Raw genomic sequence first — 15,032 nt, forward strand, 5'->3', positions numbered from 1 at the left:
CCAGGGCCGGTCCGTCATCACCCGAAGGATGCGAAAGGTTTCATGTTTCGGGACCGAACCCCAACCCCGCCAAGGCAACAGGCAACAGGCAACAGGCAACCACACTCAATCACTCCACAAGGGAATAAGACAGGCCTCGGTGCCGGAGAGGGGCCCGGGGAGGAGGCCTCGTCTTTGTCGCCGCCCGCTTGAAGCCGCACCCACGGCCACCCCACCGCCGAAGAGGGACCGAAACGAGCACTCCCGTCTTTGTCGCTGCCGCAGCGCACCGCAACCGCGCACACGACCAACCCCGCCCGCGAACGAAGGGCCATTGCCGGGCTCCTCAGGCGCCGCCCCGATCATGCGAGACGGGACCGGTCGACCCCGTCGAGCGACAAGCGGTGGCGTTCGACGGACTGTGGTGCTCGGTCGGCGGTAGTGGTCGAGGGATGGGTTGTTCGGCGGGCGATAGTCGGTGGTAGGTGAGCAGTGGTGTTCGACTCGTAACCCTGCTCGGAGCGCCCGCGGGGCGCCGGGGGCGCCCTGGGACATTACTCCGCCCCTCTGTACCCACCCGCCGCCGTCCTGCACACCACGAAAGTCCTCGCCAGCCTGACAGCGGCCCGAAAGCGGGTCAAGGAAAAGTTTCTGGCCCTGTGGATAACTCCCGACGGTGGCCTGCGGGGCCTGTGGATAACTTCCCAGCGGGGTGGGGGGCTTGTGAATGGCTTTCGGAAGGATGCGGTGCTCCCACGGATGACTTGGGGGCAAGAGTGGTGGTCGAACGGGGCGCGGTGGATTGTTGGCCACCGCGCCCAATGGTTACGTGGCTCAGCCGACGCTTGTCTTCTCGCGGGCCGAAACCGCGTCCCGCTCGGAGTCGGGTTCGACGGTCACGTGCGGCACGACCCTGTCGAGCCACCTCGGCATCCACCACGCCGCCCGGCCCATGACCTTCATGACCGCCGGCACCAGCAGGCAGCGGATCACGATCGCGTCGATGAAGATCGCCACGGCCAGCCCGATCCCGAACTGCTGGAGCAGCCTCGCCTCGGACAGCATGAACGCCCCGAACACCGCCATCATGATCGCCGCGGCCGCGGTGATGACCCCGCCGGTCGACGCCAGGCCCTTGCGGACCGCCTCGGTCGGGTCGCCGGTGCGGATCCACTCCTCGCGCATCCGCGACACCAGGAACACCTCGTAGTCCATCGACAGCCCGAACACGATCGCGAAGATCATCACCGGCCCGAACGCCTCGACCGGCCCGGGGCTGATGCCGAACATCCCCTCCTGGAAGATCCAGGTGACCACGCCCAGCGAGGCGCCGATGGTCAGCAGGTTCAGCACCGCGGCCTTGACCGGGATGAGGATCGACCGGAACACCACCATCAGCAGCAGCATCGACAGCCCGACGACGAACAGCAGGAACACCGGTGCCTTGTCGACCATGATGTCGGAGAAGTCGATCGCCGCCGCGGTCGAGCCGCCCACCAGCTGCTCGCCGGTCACCTCGTCGAGGACGTCGTCCCGCAAGTGGTGCACCAGGTCCACGGTGGCCTCGTCGGACGGTCCGGCCGTGCCCGCCACGGTCGACATCCACAGCCCGTCGCCGATCTGGAACGCGGGCGACACCTGGTCGACCGCGTCCAGTTCGGACATCGCCGCCGCGGCGGCGTCGGCCTCCGCCCGAGTGCCGTCGGTGACGACCAGGAGCGGCCCGTTGAAGCCCGGCCCGAACCCGTCGGAGAGCATGTCGTAGGCCTGCCGCGTCGTCGAGGACTCCGGATCGGTCCCGGCGTCGGCGAAGCCGAGCCGCAGCCCCAGGAGCGGCGCCGACAGCGCCAGCAGCGCGGCGAAGACCACGCCGATGGCGAGCCACGCCCGCTTCTCCACGAAGCGCGACCAGCCGTTCCAGCGCGTCCCGGGGGCGCGTTTCGCCTTCGCGGCGTGCCTTCGCACCCGCTTCTCGATCCGCTTGCCGAACAGCGCCAGCAGCGCGGGGAGCAGCGTCACCGACGCCAGCATCGTGACCAGCACGACCAGCGCCACCGACAGCGAGACCGACTGGAGCGAGCCGAGGCCGAGCGCGAACAGCCCCATGAGCGCCACGATCACGACCGAACCGGCGAACAGGACCGAGCGCCCCGCGGTGTCCAGCGCGACCGTCGCCGCGCCCTTCCGGTTCGAGCCGTTCAGCAGCTCCGAGCGGTACCTGGCGAAGATGAGCAGCGCGTAGTCCACGCCGACGCCGAAGCCGATGAGGAACATGATGGGCGTCAGGTACGTCGGCAACGTGACCACATGGGACACGATCATCGACAGGCAGAAGGTGATGCCCACGGCGAACACCGCGGTGATCAGCGGCAGGCTCGCCGCAAGAAGCGAGCCGAACATGAGCACCAGGATCACCAGCGCGGCCAGCATGCCCACGCCCTCGGCCGCCCCGCCGCCGCCCTCGGCGGCCTCCCGGATCGCGTCGCCGCCCACCGCGACGGTCAGTCCGTCGCCGGAGGACTCCTCGGCCACGTCGACGAGCGCGAGGGCCTCCTCGGGCGTGCCGTCGAAGCGCGCCGCGGCATAGCCGACGGTGCCGTCCTCACTGACCGACCCGTACGAGGCGAACGGGTCGTCGACGCTCACGACGCCGGGCATGTCCGCGACCTCGGCGAGCACCGCCTCGACGCGGGCCCGCTCGGCGGCCACGCCCGCCTCGTCGCCGAAGACCACCTGGACGGTCGTGTCGTTGACCTCGGGCGCCCGCTCCTCGAGCAGATCGAACAGCTCCTGGGACTCGGTGCCGGGCATCGAGTTGTCGTCCTCGAAGGCCGAGCCGATCTGCGAGGCGGCGGCGATCGCCGCGGCGAGCACCACCACCCAGACGACGAGGGCGACGGCGGGACGCCGCTGCGTCCACTGCGCGAGCCGCGCCATAGCCGAAGGTCTGCCAGGGAAAGCAAGTCGTTGTTCCATGCAGCGACTATCGCCGTCCGGACACCCGCGCCACATCGGCTCGGCAGAGGCAATCGGGCTACCACGGGGGTCTCAGCGCCGCGGCGTGATGTACGCCTGTGGTCGCATCAGCCGCCGTCGGTCCACGTCGGCCGTACCAGCCCCGACTCGTAGGCGGTGACCACCAGTTGCGCCCGGTCGCGCGCCGACAACTTCGACATGATGCGGCTGACGTGCGTCTTCGCCGTCGCGGGCGCCAGGAACAGCGTCCCGGCGATCTCGTCGTTGCTCATGCCCGTGGCCACCAGCTTGAGCACCTCGGTCTCGCGCTCGGTCAGCGCGTTCAGGTGCGGGCTCGGCTCTGGTTTGGCGACGCGCCCGGCGAACTCGCCGATGAGCCGCCGCGTCACCTTCGGGGAGATCAGCGCCTCCCCGTCGGCCACCACGCGCACGGCGTGGATCAGCTCGTCCGGGTCGGTGTCCTTGACGAGGAACCCGCTCGCCCCGGCCCTGAGCGCCCGGTACACGTAGTCGTCCTCGTCGAAGGTGGTCAGGATGACGACCTTCACGCCGTCGAGCCGCGCATCGGCGCTGATCCGCTCGGTCGCCTCCAGGCCGCCGACGCCGGGCATGCGGATGTCCATGAGGACCACCTCGGGCCGGTGCCTGCGGATCAGTTCCAGCGCCTCGGCCCCGTCGGCGGCCTCGGCGACGATCGCGATGTCGTCCTCGTCGCCTAGGATCGACGCGAACCCGGCGCGCACCAGCCGTTGGTCGTCGACCAGCATCACTCGGATCACGGCTGCACCTCCAACGGCCACGTGGCCTCCACGGCGAAGCCGCCGTCCTCGCGCGGCCCCGCGTTGAAGGTACCGCCGAGGCTCTCGGCCCGCTCGCGCATCCCCGTCAGGCCGTTCCCGGCGATCACGCTGTCGGCCTTGAGCTCGGCGCCGTCGTCGACGACGCTCACCGCGAGCGTGGTCGTGCCGGTCACCACGTTGATGAGCACGCTGCTCGCACCGGCGTGCCTGACCACGTTCGTCAGCGACTCCTGCACCACCCGGTACGCCGCCGCGTCCACCGCCGCGGGCAGCTCGGCGTGCCCGTCGCGGCGCAGCGACACCTCCAGGTCCGCCGCCTCGGCCGCCGACACCAGCGACGGCAGCCGGTCCAGGCTCGGCCCCGGCCCGGTCGGCGATTCCTCGCCGGCCTCCCGCAGCACCCCGACCATCGACCGCAGCTCGCGCAGCGACAGCCGGCTCGTCTCCGCGACGATCTGGAGCGTCTCGGCGGTCGAGTACGCCGGGTCCTTCTTCAGCCGGCGCTGCGCCGCCGTCGTCTGCACGTGGATGAGCGACAGATGGTGGCCCACCGCGTCGTGCAGCTCCCGGGCGATCCGCAGCCGCTCCTCGGCCACGCTGCGCCGCCGCGCCTCGTTGACCGAGACCTCCGCCTCGGCCCGGTAGGCGCGGTAGTGCGCCACCATGGCGCCGAACGCGACGATCGCGACGAACCAGCCCGCCAGCAGCAGCGTCTCGGCGGGAGAGATGTGCGCGAAGCCGCTCATCAGCTCGGGGACGATCAGGATGATGAACGAGACCGCCGCGACGGCCGTGGCCGCGCGGGTGCGCCCGATCGCCGCGAGCGTGTACAGGGCGATGATGTACGTGCCCATCGTCGGCCCGTCCAGCGCCGAGGCCGGATAGTAGACCACGGTGCACGCCAGCGTGACGATCGTGACCGCGAGCGGGTACCTGCTGCGGAAGAACAGCGCCGCGCAGCCGATGAGGGTCACCGCCCACGCGAGCTGCTCGGCCAGCGCCACCGCTTCGGGGCCGCGGAGGACCTGCACCAGCAGTGTCCAGGCGAGGATCACGAACGTGGCGCAGGCCCCGACGATGATGTCGCCGGTGCGGTCGGAGAAGCGGTCGAACACGCCCTGAGCCTATTTCGTCAGCCCGGCCCGCCTCATCGCCTCGGCCATGGCCCCCTGCGGCTGCTGCCGGTCCTGGCCGCTGCGCTGGCGCGGCTGCCGCTCGCCCCTGCCGCCCTTCTCACGGCGGCCCCCGCCGCCGCGCTGCTTGCCGCCCGCGGCCTCGGGCTCGTCGTCGAGCCGCATCGTCAGCGAGATCCGCTGCCGTTCGAGGTCGACGCTGAGGACCTTCACCCGCACGACGTCGCCGGGCTTGACCACCTCGCGCGGGTCGGCGACGTAGCGGTTCGCGAGCGCCGAGATGTGGACCAGGCCGTCCTGGTGGACGCCGACGTCGACGAACGCGCCGAACGCGGCGACGTTGGTGACCGCGCCTTCCAGGACCATGCCCGGTTCGAGGTCCGAGACCTTCTCGACGCCCTCCTTGAACGCGGCGGCCTTGAACTCCGGGCGCGGGTCGCGCCCGGGCTTCTCGAGCTCGGCGAGGATGTCGGAGACGGTCGGGACGCCGAAGCGCTCGTCGGCGAAGTCGCCGGGCTTGAGCTTCCGGAGCGCCACCGTGTCGCCGATGAGCGCGTCGACGCCCGCGCCGGTGCCCGCGAGGATCCGCTCGACGACCGGGTACGCCTCGGGGTGGACCGCGGAGGCGTCGAGCGGGTTCGAGCCGCCGGTGACGCGCAGGAACCCGGCGGCCTGCTCGAACGCCTTGGGGCCGAGCCGGGCGACCTTGAGCAGGTCCTTGCGGTCGTCGAAGCGGCCGTGCTCGTCGCGCCAGGCGACGATGTTCGCCGCGATCGACCCGGTGAGCCCCGAGACCTGGCTCAAGAGCGGCACGCTCGCGGTGTTGAGGTCGACGCCGACGGCGTTCACGGCGTCTTCGACCACGGCCTCAAGGGATTTGGTGAGTTTCGACTCAGTCAGGTCGTGCTGGTACTGGCCGACGCCGATGTGCTTGGGGTCGATCTTGACCAGTTCGGCGAGCGGATCCTGCAGGCGCCTGGCGATGGAGACCGCCCCGCGCAGGGACACGTCCATGCCCGGCAGCTCCTTGGTGGCGTAGGCCGACGCCGAGTACACCGACGCCCCGGCCTCGGAGACGACGAGCTTCGCCAGTTCGGCCTTGCCCGCGAGCGCCTTCACCAGGTCGCCGGCGAGCCGGTCGGTCTCGCGGGAGGCGGTGCCGTTGCCGATGGCGATGAGCTCGACGCCGTGCTTCTGCACCAGGGCCGCGAGCGCCGCGAGTGAAGCGTCCCACTGGTTCTGCGGCTGGTGCGGGTAGACCGCGGCGGTCTCCAGGACCTTCCCGGTGGAGTCGACGACGGCGACCTTGACGCCGGTGCGGTAGGCCGGGTCGAGGCCCATGACGGTCTTGCGGCCCGCCGGGGCGGCCAAGAGCAGGTCGCGCAGGTTCGCGGCGAAGACCTTCACGGCCTCGTCCTCGGCGCCCTGCCACAGCCGCATCCGCAGGTCGACGCCGAGTTTGACGAGGATGCGGGTGCGCCAGGCCCACGAGACGGACTTGGCCAGCCACGCGTCGGCGGCCCGCCCGAGGTTCTGGACGCCGAACTTCGCGGCGATCATCGCCTCGTAGCCGTCGGTCTCGTCCTCGCCCGGATCCAGTGTCAGGGAGAGGACCTCCTCCTTCTCGCCGCGCAGCAGCGCCAGGACCCGGTGGGACGGAAGAGTGGTGAACGTCTCGGCGAACTCGAAGTAGTCGGAGAACTTGGCGCCCTTCGCTTCGGCGCCGTCGCGGACCTTCGAGACGAGGCTGCCGCGCGCCCACATGCGTTCGCGCAGTTCGCCGATGAGGTCGGCGTCCTCGGAGTAGCGCTCGGTGAGGATCGCCCGGGCCCCGGCCAGGGCCGCGGCGGTGTCGTTGATCTCCGCCTCGGGATTGAGGAAGCCCGCGGCGACGGTCTCGGGATCCTGTGTCGGATCGCTCAGCAGCGTCTCGGCGAGCGGCTCGAGCCCGGCCTCGCGGGCGATCTGGGCCTTGGTCCGGCGCTTCTGCTTGTACGGCGCGTAGAGGTCCTCGAGCCGGGACTTGGTGTCGGCCGCGTCGATCTGAGCGGCCAGCTCCTCGGTGAGTTTCCCCTGCTCGGCGACCGATTCGAGGACCGCGGCGCGTCGGGCCTCCAGTTCGCGCAGGTAGCCGAGGCGCTCTTCGAGCGCGCGCAGCTGCTCGTCGGTGAGGCCCCCCGTGGCCTCCTTGCGGTAGCGGGCGACGAAGGGAACGGTGGAGCCGTCGTCGAGAAGCGCGACGGCCGCGCGGACTTGATGGGAGCCGACCGAGAGTTCTTCGGCGATGCGTTGATCGATAGCTTGAGCCACGCTGACGCATTCTGCCAGAGCGCTGCGACAACGGAGCCTCAAGAGGCGGGTGCGGACCCCCGGGTGGACGCTCTCGCGGGCATTGGGTAAAGTTCTATCCCGTCGCCGGGGGGCAGTGAAAACCACCTGGATGACATGCGGACGTAGCGCAGTTGGTAGCGCGACACCTTGCCAAGGTGTAGGTCGCCGGTTCGATCCCGGTCGTCCGCTCGGAGCTCGGAAGAGCGCTATCCCGGACGATTAGCTCAGCGGGAGAGCACTCCCCTGACACGGGAGAGGTCACTGGTTCAATCCCAGTATCGTCCACCGCCGGTTGGGGTCCAGGTTGTACGGCCTGGACCCCTTCCCGTCAGGGTGGGTTGGCCGAGTGGCGAGGCAGCGGCCTGCAAAGCCGTATACACGGGTTCGACTCCCGTACCCACCTCCACGAACTTCCCCGTCGGTCCGAACCCGGATCGCGGGCCCTCGCCGACACCGCCCAGCCCGCATCCGGTCCGTGGGACGCAGGATCGAAGCGTTCAGCCTGCCACGGTGAAACCCCAGGTCAGAAGATATGCCGCCGGAACGGGCGAACGCGCGGACGGATGCACGGCCGTGCGCGCTCGCCCGGTCCGGCGACAGTGCGCGGTGTCTGCTCAGGCCGCGGCGAGGCGCTCGGAGAAGACCTCTCGGCAGCCGCTGTTGCAGAAGGCGTACACCGCGCCCTCGTGCTCCAGGAGGATGGCGTCCTCGCTCAGCTTCACGGTCATGCCGCACACCGGGTCGACGGCGCTGGCCGCCCCCGGCTCGACCGGGACGGCGGGCCGTTCCTCCTCGCCGGCGACCATCTCGCGGACGAAGTCGGCCGAGCGCATGGCCGCGCCGCCGGTGCCGAAGTCGCCCTCGGCCACCGGGTTGATGTAGACCGACACCGCATCGCCGGGGAAGGCGTCCGCGATGCGGGCGTAGAAGTGGGCCCGCCCTTCGTCCGACAGCATGACTGCGGGGAAGTCGATCCGCACCACGTAGCGGTTGCCGTGGGGCACCGTCCCACCGAGCCAGGCGTCGGTTCGGCGCACCAGGACCTGCCAGATGGCGCGGTGAGCCTCGTCCTCTTCGGGAGAGGCGCCCTCCGCATGGGTGACCGCGCCGAGCAGCCGCTCGGCCAATTCGCTCGGAGCCGGCTCGTCGGGTGCCGTCGGGGGAATCAGAAGCTCGATGAGCATCATGGGAAACGGTTCCTTTCGTGTTGCGCTGTCGCATCGTGACCGCATCAGACGCTCGCCGGTGCGGCGAGGACGACCGTTGCGGGTCACATGAGGCTGCCCGGATCGGCTCACAGAGCGCTCACAGCGCACTCACAACCCGGACCGTCCATATCGGTTCCGCCTTCGAAGGCCTCCGGCTGAGTGTCCGATTCGTTCGAGGCGAACGCGCGGAGCCTTGCGGCGAGCCGCTTGTCGCCGTCGATCACGACCGGCCCCCGAGCAGTCCGCGGACGGTGTGCTTCTCGTGGACGGCCTGCTTCGCGACGCCCAGGGCGGCGGCGATCTGCGCCCGGCGACTCCGCCCGGCTGCGGGCCGAGCTGCCGTCGTTCGCGCGTGCGACGAGGGGCGCCCGGGATCGACTCCCGGGCGCCCCTCGTGTTCGGTTATTCGGCCTCGACGGCGCTCTGGTTCTCGGTGACGGGGATCTCCTGTGCCTGCGGCTTCGGCTTGACGGCGTCCGCGACGCGGACGGTCAGCAGGCCGTCGGCGAGGTCGGCGCTCACCTGCGAGGCCTCCGTGCCCTCAGGGACGGTGAACTCGCGGCGGAACTTGCCGGCGGTGAGGCCGCGGACCAGGTAGCGGTCGCCCTCGGCCGCCTCGCGCTCGCGGCGCTCGGCGGTGACCGAGAGGCGGCGGCCTTCGAGCGAGACCGAGACGTCCTCGGCGGCGACGCCCGGGACGGCGACGGTGATGACCGCGTCCGAGCCCTCGGTGTACACGTCGGCCTGCGGCGAGTACTGGGTGGCCCGACGGCCGAATCCCTGGCGGACCAGGCGCTCGAACTCCCTGTCGAACTGCCGGAACGCCGCGTACGGGTGCTGGTAGCGAACGATCATGGTGGTGGACTCCTTCCCTGCGATTAGCACTCGAAGGTTGAGAGTGCTAATGCCGGTTACAGCGCCGAGCCGCTTCCGAATATTTCTCGTAGTGATCGGAGTCACTTGATGCTCGGAAGGATCTTGCGGAAACGCTCCCAGGTCAGAAGAATGACTGCATGGACATCGCCATCCGCCCCCAGCTCAGCCGCGCCGACGTCGAAGCGCTCGTCCGCGACCGGCTCGGCGGCGACCTCCAGGTCGTCGCCCACGAGGAGTTCAAGGACGGGTTCTTCAACGCCGCCCACGCCGTCACCCTCGCCGACGGCCGCGACCTCGTTGTCAAGGTCGCCCCCGACCCCGAACTCAAACTCCTGCGCTACGAGGTGGACCTCATGGCCACCGAGATCGAGTGCTTCGAGCGCGCCGGTGCCGCGGGCGTCCCCATGCCGAGGCTGTGGCACACCGACGCCGTCGGCGGCGTCATGATCATGGACCGCCTCAAAGGCATCTCGCTGCCCAAGGCCAAAGAGCGGATGAGCGGACCCGAACTGCTCGCGCTGCGCCGCGAGATCGGCGCGCTGAGCGCCCGCCTCAACACTGCCGACGGCGAGCGCTTCGGCTACCCCAGGAAGAGCGGCCGCACCGGATCGGACAGCTGGGCCGCCTCGTTCATGGCCATGATGGACGATCTGCTGGCCGACGCCGACGAGTTCGACGCTCCGCTGCCCCGCCCAGCCGCCGAGATCCGCCGCATCGTCGCGGCCCACCGGCCGCTCCTCGACGCGGTCGAGCGCCCCGCCCTCGTCCACTTCGACCTGTGGGACGGCAACATCTTCGTCGAGCCGGGCGAGAGCGGCTGGCGCGTCGAGGGATTCATCGACGGCGAGCGCGCCTTCTACGGCGACGCGCTGGCCGAGCTGGTGTCCCTGCTGTTCGTCTCGGACGAAGAGGCCGCGGCGGTCATCGACGGCTTCCTCGGCCGCGAACTGACCGACGACGAGCGGCGGCGCCTGAGCCTGTACCAGGTGTACCTGTGGCTGATCCTCATCACCGAATGCGAGGTGCGCGGCTTCGAACCCGAGCAGACCGCCGCGCAGCGCTCGTGGGCCACCGAGAACCTCGTCAGGGACCTGGCCTTCCTGGAGTCCCAGCGGCTGTGAGCCCTAGTGGTCGTGGTCGTCGGGGTCGGTCCGCACGGCGATCTTGTCCGATGTGGCCCCAGCCAGGCCGTACGGCGGCATGTTGACGTACGACGTCTCGTACTCGCCGGCCTTGACCCGGTACAGCTCGTGCCACAGCCCGACGTCGCCGTCGTCCTTGACCGCCCGGTTGAACCACTTCCAGAAGCCGCGGTGGGCGTGCCGCTGCGAATGGGCGTACCGCTCCAGGTGGTCGGCGCTGCGCCAGTACTGGACGACCGCGACCACCCTGCCGCTCAACGCGGCCCGCGAGTCGAGCAGCCCCAGCTCGGGGTCGGCGGCCAGCTCGCGCAGCATCGGCCGCAGCGCCGAGAGCACCGGCCACCACTTGTGGACCTTCCAGATCTTGTTGACGCGAACGCCGACCGTGAAGACGACGAGGTCCTCGTCGTAATCGACGACCACGCGACCGGGATGGACTTTCGCCACGTGCGGACCTCCAAGGGAGCGTGCGGGACACCTCCCTCCAAGGTTAACGAGACATATTCACCTTTTGCCATATGTAGTGTGACCGATTCCTAACGCTGCCACGACCATTCGGCGACCTCGGGGATGTCGGTGCCGTAGGTCCGCGTGTACTCGCGGGCGGCGTGCCGCGCGTCGACCATCCGCTGCCGCAGCCCCGCCGCGTTCGCACCCAGCCCCGGCACGCGGTCGATGACGTCCATGACCAGGCGGTACCGGTCGAGGTCGTTGAGCATCACCATGTCGAACGGCGTGGTCGTGGTGCCCTCCTCCTTGTAGCCGCGCACGTGCATGTTCGCGTGGTTGGCGCGCCGGTACGTGAGCCGGTGGATGAGCATCGGATAGCCGTGGTAGGCGAACATGACCGGCTTGTCCCTGGTGAAGATCGTGTCGAACAGCCGGTCGCCCAGGCCGTGCGGGTGCTCGGTGTCGGGCTGGAGCCGCATCAGGTCCACCACGTTGACCACCCGGACCTTCAGATCCGGCAGGTGCGCGCGCAAGAGGTCCGCCGCGGCGAGCACCTCCAGCGTCGGGACGTCCCCGGCGCAGGCCAGCACCACGTCCGGCGATCGGCCGTCGTCGGTCGAGGCCCACTCCCAGATGCCCAGGCCCCGCTCGCAGTGGCGCACGGCCTCCTCCATGCTCATGTACTGCAGCGCCGGCTGCTTGCCGCACACGACCACGTTGACGTACTGCCGCGAGCGCAGGCAGTGATCCATCGTGGACAGCAGCGTGTTGGCGTCCGGCGGCAGGTACACCCGCACCACGCTGGCCTTCTTGTTCATGACCAGGTCGATGAAGCCCGGGTCCTGGTGCGAGAAGCCGTTGTGGTCCTGGCGCCACACGTGGCTCGACAGCAGGTAGTTCAGCGACGCGATCGGCCGCCGCCACGGGATCTCGTCGGTCGACTCCAGCCACTTCGCGTGCTGGTTGAACATCGAGTCGACGATGTGGATGAACGCCTCGTAGGACGTGAACAGGCCGTGCCGCCCCGTCAGCAGGTAGCCCTCCAGCCAGCCCTCGCACAGGTGCTCCGAGAGGACCTCCATGACCCGCCCGTGCGGCGCCTGGTCCTCGTCGGTCGGATACAGCTCCACCTCGTACTGCCGGTCGGTGGCCTCCAGCGTCGCGCCCAGCCGGTTCGACTCGACCTCGTCGGGCCCGAACAGGCGGAACCGGTCCGGATTGGCCGAGATGACGTCCCGCAGCCACCCGCCGAGCGTCCTGGTGGCCTCGGCGACCGTCCGGCCGTGGCCCTCGATCTCGACGCCGTACTCGCGGTAGTCCGGCAGGATCAGGTTCCGCAGCAGCAGCCCGCCGTTCGCGTGCGGGTTCGCGCTCATCCTGGCCTCGCCGCGAGGGGGCAGCTCCAGCAGTTCGGGCAGCGGCGAGCCGGTGGGGTCGAACAGCTCCTCGGGCCGGTAGGACCGCATCCACGCCTCGAGCTTCGCCAGGTGCTCGGGGTTGTCCCGCACGTGCGCCAGCGGCACCTGGTGCGCCCGCCACGTGCCCTCGACGGGCACGCCGTCGACCTCCTCCGGGCCCGTCCAGCCCTTCGGAGTGCGCATCACGACCATCGGCCAGCGCGGCCGCGGCGGCGAGACCGGATGCCGGCGGGCGTCGTCGCGGATCTCGGCGATCCGGTCGAAGCACCGGTCCAGCGTGCCCGCCATCTCCTGGTGCACGGCCTCCGGATCGTCGCCCTCGACCAGGAACGGCTCGTAGCCGACACCGCGGAAGAACGACACGCGGTCCTCGTCGGGGATGCGGGCCGTCATGGTCGGGTTGGCGATCTTGTAGCCGTTGAGATGCAGGAACGGCAGGACCGTCCCGTCCGAGACGGGGTTGAGGTACACGTTCGACATCCACGACCCGGCCAGCGGGCCGGTCTCGGCCTCGCCGTCGCCGATGACGCACGCGACCGTCAGATCGGGGTTGTCGAACGCGGCGCCGTAGGCGTGCGCGAGCGAGTACCCCAGCTCGCCGCCCTCGTGGATCGAGCCGGGGACCTCGGGAGCGCAGTGCGAGGGGATGCCGCCGGGGAAGGAGAACTGGCGGAACAGGCGCCGCATGCCGTCCTCGGAGTGGTTCACCGACGGGTACAACTCCGGGTAGGTGCCCTCCAGCCACGTGTTCGCGACGATCGCCGGGCCGCCGTGGCCGGGGCCGGTCACATAGATCATGTCGAGGTCGCGGGCCTTGATGCACCGGTTGAGGTGGGTGTAGATCAGGCTCAGGCCGGGGCTGGTGCCCCAATGGCCCAGCAGGCGCGGCTTGATGTGGTCGCGGCTCAGCGGCTCGCGCAGGAGCGGGTTGTCGAGGAGGTAGATCTGGCCGACGGTCAGGTAGTTCGCGGCCCGCCAGTAGGCGTCGATCCGCTTGAGCTCGTCGGCCTGGAGGGGATTCGTCCGATGTTCGGTCTCAGTGATGCCCATGGGTCCGAGACTGCCGCATCCGATGCCCGAAATGACCCGTTCGCAAGAATTCCTCGCTGTCGTCGGAGCCGTGGCGGGGGAGTGGGGCCGGTGCGGCCCCGGCCCGACGCCGCGGCTCCGGTCACTCGACCTCTTTGAGCATCCGCTCGATCGTGGACACCCGGCCCTTGATCTCCGCCAGCGACGCCCTGATCTCGGCGGCGTCGATGCTGGACTTCTCGGCCAGCTCGCGGTAGTTGGCCTCGCGCGCGGCCGAGGACTTCGCCTTCGCCGAACTGGCGGCGTAGATGATTCCCGCGATGATGATGGCGGTGACCAGGAGGCCGAAGCCGAAGACGAAGAGCATCCCGGCGTTCGCAGTGGACATCAGTCGGTTTCCTTTCGATCGGCCGCCTCGGGCAGAGTCGGCACGAGTGCTTTGATGGCTTGCGGCGTGACGTGCAGCGAGAACGGCGTCGTCTCGAAGTACTTGACGGCCTTGCCATCCTCGGACAGCTCGAGTTCCCCCGCCACGAGACCGGCGGCCTGGAGCTTCTGCAGGTGCATGTGGAGCAGCGGACGGCTCATGCCGAGCTGCCGGGCCAGCAGGCTGACGTACTGCCTGCCGTCCGCGAGCGCACCGAGGATGCGCAACCGGTGCGGGTTGGCCAGCGCCGCGAAGGCCGCCAGCGACTGCGCGCCCGTCAGGTCCTCCGAGTCCATGTCAACCATCCTTCTCACGTGTCAGTAAATTCTTACATGTGTCAGAGCTTGGCGTCAACACAGGGTGCATGCGGCACCGCGTAAATCAATTGCCGGTGAGGCGCGCCATGGCGAGAATCGGACCATGCTCAGCGACCACCTCCCCATCTACCGGCTGCGGCTCCGCACCGAACGCCTCGAACTGCGCCTGCCCGACGCAGAGGAGCTCGCCGGGCTGGCCGACGTCGCCGCCGACGGCATTCACGACCCCGGCTTCATGCCCTTCCTGTTCCCCTGGACCGACACCACCCCCGCCAAGCGGGGCCGCAGCGTCGCCCTGTGGTACCACCGCTGCATCGGGCGGTGGGAGAGCGGCAACTGGCACGTGCCCTTCGTCGTCTTCTACGAGGACGAGCCCATCGGCATCCAGGAGATCGGCTCCAGGAAGTTCGCCGTCTCCCGCGAGGTCGACACCGGTTCGTGGATCGGGCTCGCCCATCAGGGGAAGGGCATCGGCACTGAGATGCGCGCCGCCGTCCTCCACTTCGCCTTCGCCGGGATCGGCGCGGATTGGGCCACCAGCGCCTCCTTCGACGGGAACGAGGCCTCGGCCGGTGTCTCGCACAGGCTGGGCTACCGCGCGGACGGCGTGAAGTACGAGGTGGTCCAGGGCAAGCGGCGGCTCGAACGGCGCTGGCGGCTCAGCCGCGAGGACTGGGAGGCGAACCGGCGCCACGAGGTCGCGATCGAGGGGCTCGACGAGGGCGTTCGGGAGATGCTCGGCTTGGGCGACACCGCCGAAGGCCCCGCGGACGATGCCTGAGCGATGCGCTAGAGTAGGCATCGATCGCGGCGAGCAGCCGACGATTTGCGGACGTAGCGCAGTTGGTAGCGCGACACCTTGCCAAGGTGTAGGTCGCCGGTTCGATCCCGGTCGTCCGCTCCAGTGAATGGAAAGGCCTGGCGTGATCGCCGGGCTTTTCGTGTG

The 15,032-nt window shown here is 69.8% G+C and carries 12 protein-coding genes and 4 tRNA genes; 6 read left to right on the top strand and 10 right to left on the bottom strand.

Annotated features, from left to right (window positions below):
* Positions 1-813: 813 nt before the first annotated feature.
* The 4 genes from H613_RS0120340 to H613_RS0120355 all read right to left on the bottom strand — a co-directional run bounded on the left by H613_RS0120340 (position 814) and on the right by H613_RS0120355 (position 7,198).
* Positions 814-2,916: an MMPL family transporter gene (locus H613_RS0120340; protein WP_026925232.1), complete on the bottom strand. Its 2,103-nt coding sequence runs from the start codon at positions 2,914-2,916 to the stop codon at positions 814-816.
* A 146-nt stretch (positions 2,917-3,062) separates the two neighbouring features.
* Positions 3,063-3,734 (bottom strand): response regulator transcription factor, encoded by a 672-nt coding sequence (locus tag H613_RS0120345; protein ID WP_026925233.1) that lies wholly within the window; start codon positions 3,732-3,734, stop codon positions 3,063-3,065.
* Complete coding sequence (locus tag H613_RS27985) at positions 3,731-4,870, bottom strand: sensor histidine kinase (RefSeq protein WP_051393621.1); 1,140 nt, start codon at positions 4,868-4,870, stop codon at positions 3,731-3,733. Before H613_RS27985 ends, H613_RS0120345 begins: the two co-directional genes overlap by 4 nt.
* Positions 4,871-4,879: 9 nt before the next feature.
* Positions 4,880-7,198: a Tex family protein gene (locus H613_RS0120355; RefSeq protein ID WP_035738785.1), complete on the bottom strand. Its 2,319-nt coding sequence runs from the start codon at positions 7,196-7,198 to the stop codon at positions 4,880-4,882.
* Positions 7,199-7,335: 137 nt separating this feature from the next.
* Between H613_RS0120355 and H613_RS0120360 the strand changes: the two genes are divergently transcribed.
* The 3 genes from H613_RS0120360 to H613_RS0120370 all read left to right on the top strand — a co-directional run bounded on the left by H613_RS0120360 (position 7,336) and on the right by H613_RS0120370 (position 7,625).
* Positions 7,336-7,408 (top strand) — tRNA-Gly (locus H613_RS0120360).
* Positions 7,409-7,432: 24 nt separating this feature from the next.
* Positions 7,433-7,504, top strand: a tRNA-Val gene (locus H613_RS0120365).
* Positions 7,505-7,551: 47 nt separating this feature from the next.
* A tRNA-Cys gene (locus H613_RS0120370) sits at positions 7,552-7,625 on the top strand.
* A 208-nt stretch (positions 7,626-7,833) separates the two neighbouring features.
* On the opposite strand, the gene H613_RS29545 is transcribed toward H613_RS0120370, so the two are convergent.
* Together H613_RS29545 and H613_RS27995 are read right to left on the bottom strand one after the other, a co-directional pair.
* Positions 7,834-8,406 carry a YHS domain-containing protein gene (locus H613_RS29545; protein ID WP_026925235.1) on the bottom strand — a complete coding sequence of 191 codons (573 nt, stop codon included), beginning with the start codon at positions 8,404-8,406 and terminating at the stop codon, positions 7,834-7,836.
* 423 nt (positions 8,407-8,829) lie between these two features.
* Positions 8,830-9,282: an Hsp20/alpha crystallin family protein gene (locus H613_RS27995; RefSeq protein ID WP_035738787.1), complete on the bottom strand. Its 453-nt coding sequence runs from the start codon at positions 9,280-9,282 to the stop codon at positions 8,830-8,832.
* A gap of 158 nt (positions 9,283-9,440) precedes the next feature.
* Here H613_RS27995 and H613_RS0120385 point away from each other — a divergent pair, with 158 nt between their 5' ends.
* Positions 9,441-10,424, top strand: a complete 984-nt coding sequence (locus tag H613_RS0120385) for a phosphotransferase family protein (protein ID WP_026925236.1) — start codon at positions 9,441-9,443, stop codon at positions 10,422-10,424.
* Positions 10,425-10,427: 3 nt separating this feature from the next.
* On the opposite strand, the gene H613_RS0120390 is transcribed toward H613_RS0120385, so the two are convergent.
* From H613_RS0120390 to H613_RS0120405, 4 genes are all read right to left on the bottom strand, one after another.
* Entirely contained in the window at positions 10,428-10,892 is a 465-nt protein-coding gene (locus H613_RS0120390) for a DUF4188 domain-containing protein (protein WP_026925237.1), read from the bottom strand.
* An 89-nt stretch (positions 10,893-10,981) separates the two neighbouring features.
* Positions 10,982-13,363 (bottom strand): phosphoketolase family protein, encoded by a 2,382-nt coding sequence (locus H613_RS0120395; protein WP_026925238.1) that lies wholly within the window; start codon positions 13,361-13,363, stop codon positions 10,982-10,984.
* Positions 13,364-13,484: 121 nt separating this feature from the next.
* Positions 13,485-13,730: a hypothetical protein gene (locus H613_RS0120400; RefSeq protein ID WP_026925239.1), complete on the bottom strand. Its 246-nt coding sequence runs from the start codon at positions 13,728-13,730 to the stop codon at positions 13,485-13,487.
* On the bottom strand, positions 13,730-14,065 hold the full coding sequence (locus H613_RS0120405; protein ID WP_156926162.1) for an ArsR/SmtB family transcription factor: 336 nt from the start codon (positions 14,063-14,065) through the stop codon (positions 13,730-13,732). The genes H613_RS0120400 and H613_RS0120405 overlap by 1 nt, the downstream gene beginning before the upstream one ends.
* A gap of 124 nt (positions 14,066-14,189) precedes the next feature.
* Between H613_RS0120405 and H613_RS0120410 the strand changes: the two genes are divergently transcribed.
* Together H613_RS0120410 and H613_RS0120415 are read left to right on the top strand one after the other, a co-directional pair.
* On the top strand, positions 14,190-14,867 hold the full coding sequence (locus tag H613_RS0120410; protein WP_026925241.1) for a GNAT family N-acetyltransferase: 678 nt from the start codon (positions 14,190-14,192) through the stop codon (positions 14,865-14,867).
* Between the two features lie 47 nt (positions 14,868-14,914).
* Positions 14,915-14,990, top strand: a tRNA-Gly gene (locus H613_RS0120415).
* Positions 14,991-15,032 lie beyond the last annotated feature (42 nt).

This window comes from Glycomyces arizonensis DSM 44726, assembly GCF_000482705.1.
Taxonomy (GTDB): domain Bacteria; phylum Actinomycetota; class Actinomycetes; order Mycobacteriales; family Micromonosporaceae; genus Glycomyces; species Glycomyces arizonensis.

Bases quoted from the DNA above. Each gene is read 5' to 3' on its own strand.
- H613_RS29545 (WP_026925235.1), bottom strand. From the start codon at position 8,406: ATGATGCTCATCGAGCTTCTGATTCCCCCGACGGCACCCGACGAGCCG.
- H613_RS0120405 (WP_156926162.1), bottom strand. From the start codon at position 14,065: ATGGACTCGGAGGACCTGACGGGCGCGCAGTCGCTGGCGGCCTTCGCG.
- H613_RS0120385 (WP_026925236.1), top strand. From the start codon at position 9,441: ATGGACATCGCCATCCGCCCCCAGCTCAGCCGCGCCGACGTCGAAGCG.
- H613_RS0120340 (WP_026925232.1), bottom strand. From the start codon at position 2,916: ATGGCGCGGCTCGCGCAGTGGACGCAGCGGCGTCCCGCCGTCGCCCTC.
- H613_RS0120410 (WP_026925241.1), top strand. From the start codon at position 14,190: ATGCTCAGCGACCACCTCCCCATCTACCGGCTGCGGCTCCGCACCGAA.
- H613_RS0120395 (WP_026925238.1), bottom strand. From the start codon at position 13,363: ATGGGCATCACTGAGACCGAACATCGGACGAATCCCCTCCAGGCCGAC.
- H613_RS27995 (WP_035738787.1), bottom strand. From the start codon at position 9,282: ATGATCGTTCGCTACCAGCACCCGTACGCGGCGTTCCGGCAGTTCGAC.
- H613_RS0120400 (WP_026925239.1), bottom strand. From the start codon at position 13,730: ATGTCCACTGCGAACGCCGGGATGCTCTTCGTCTTCGGCTTCGGCCTC.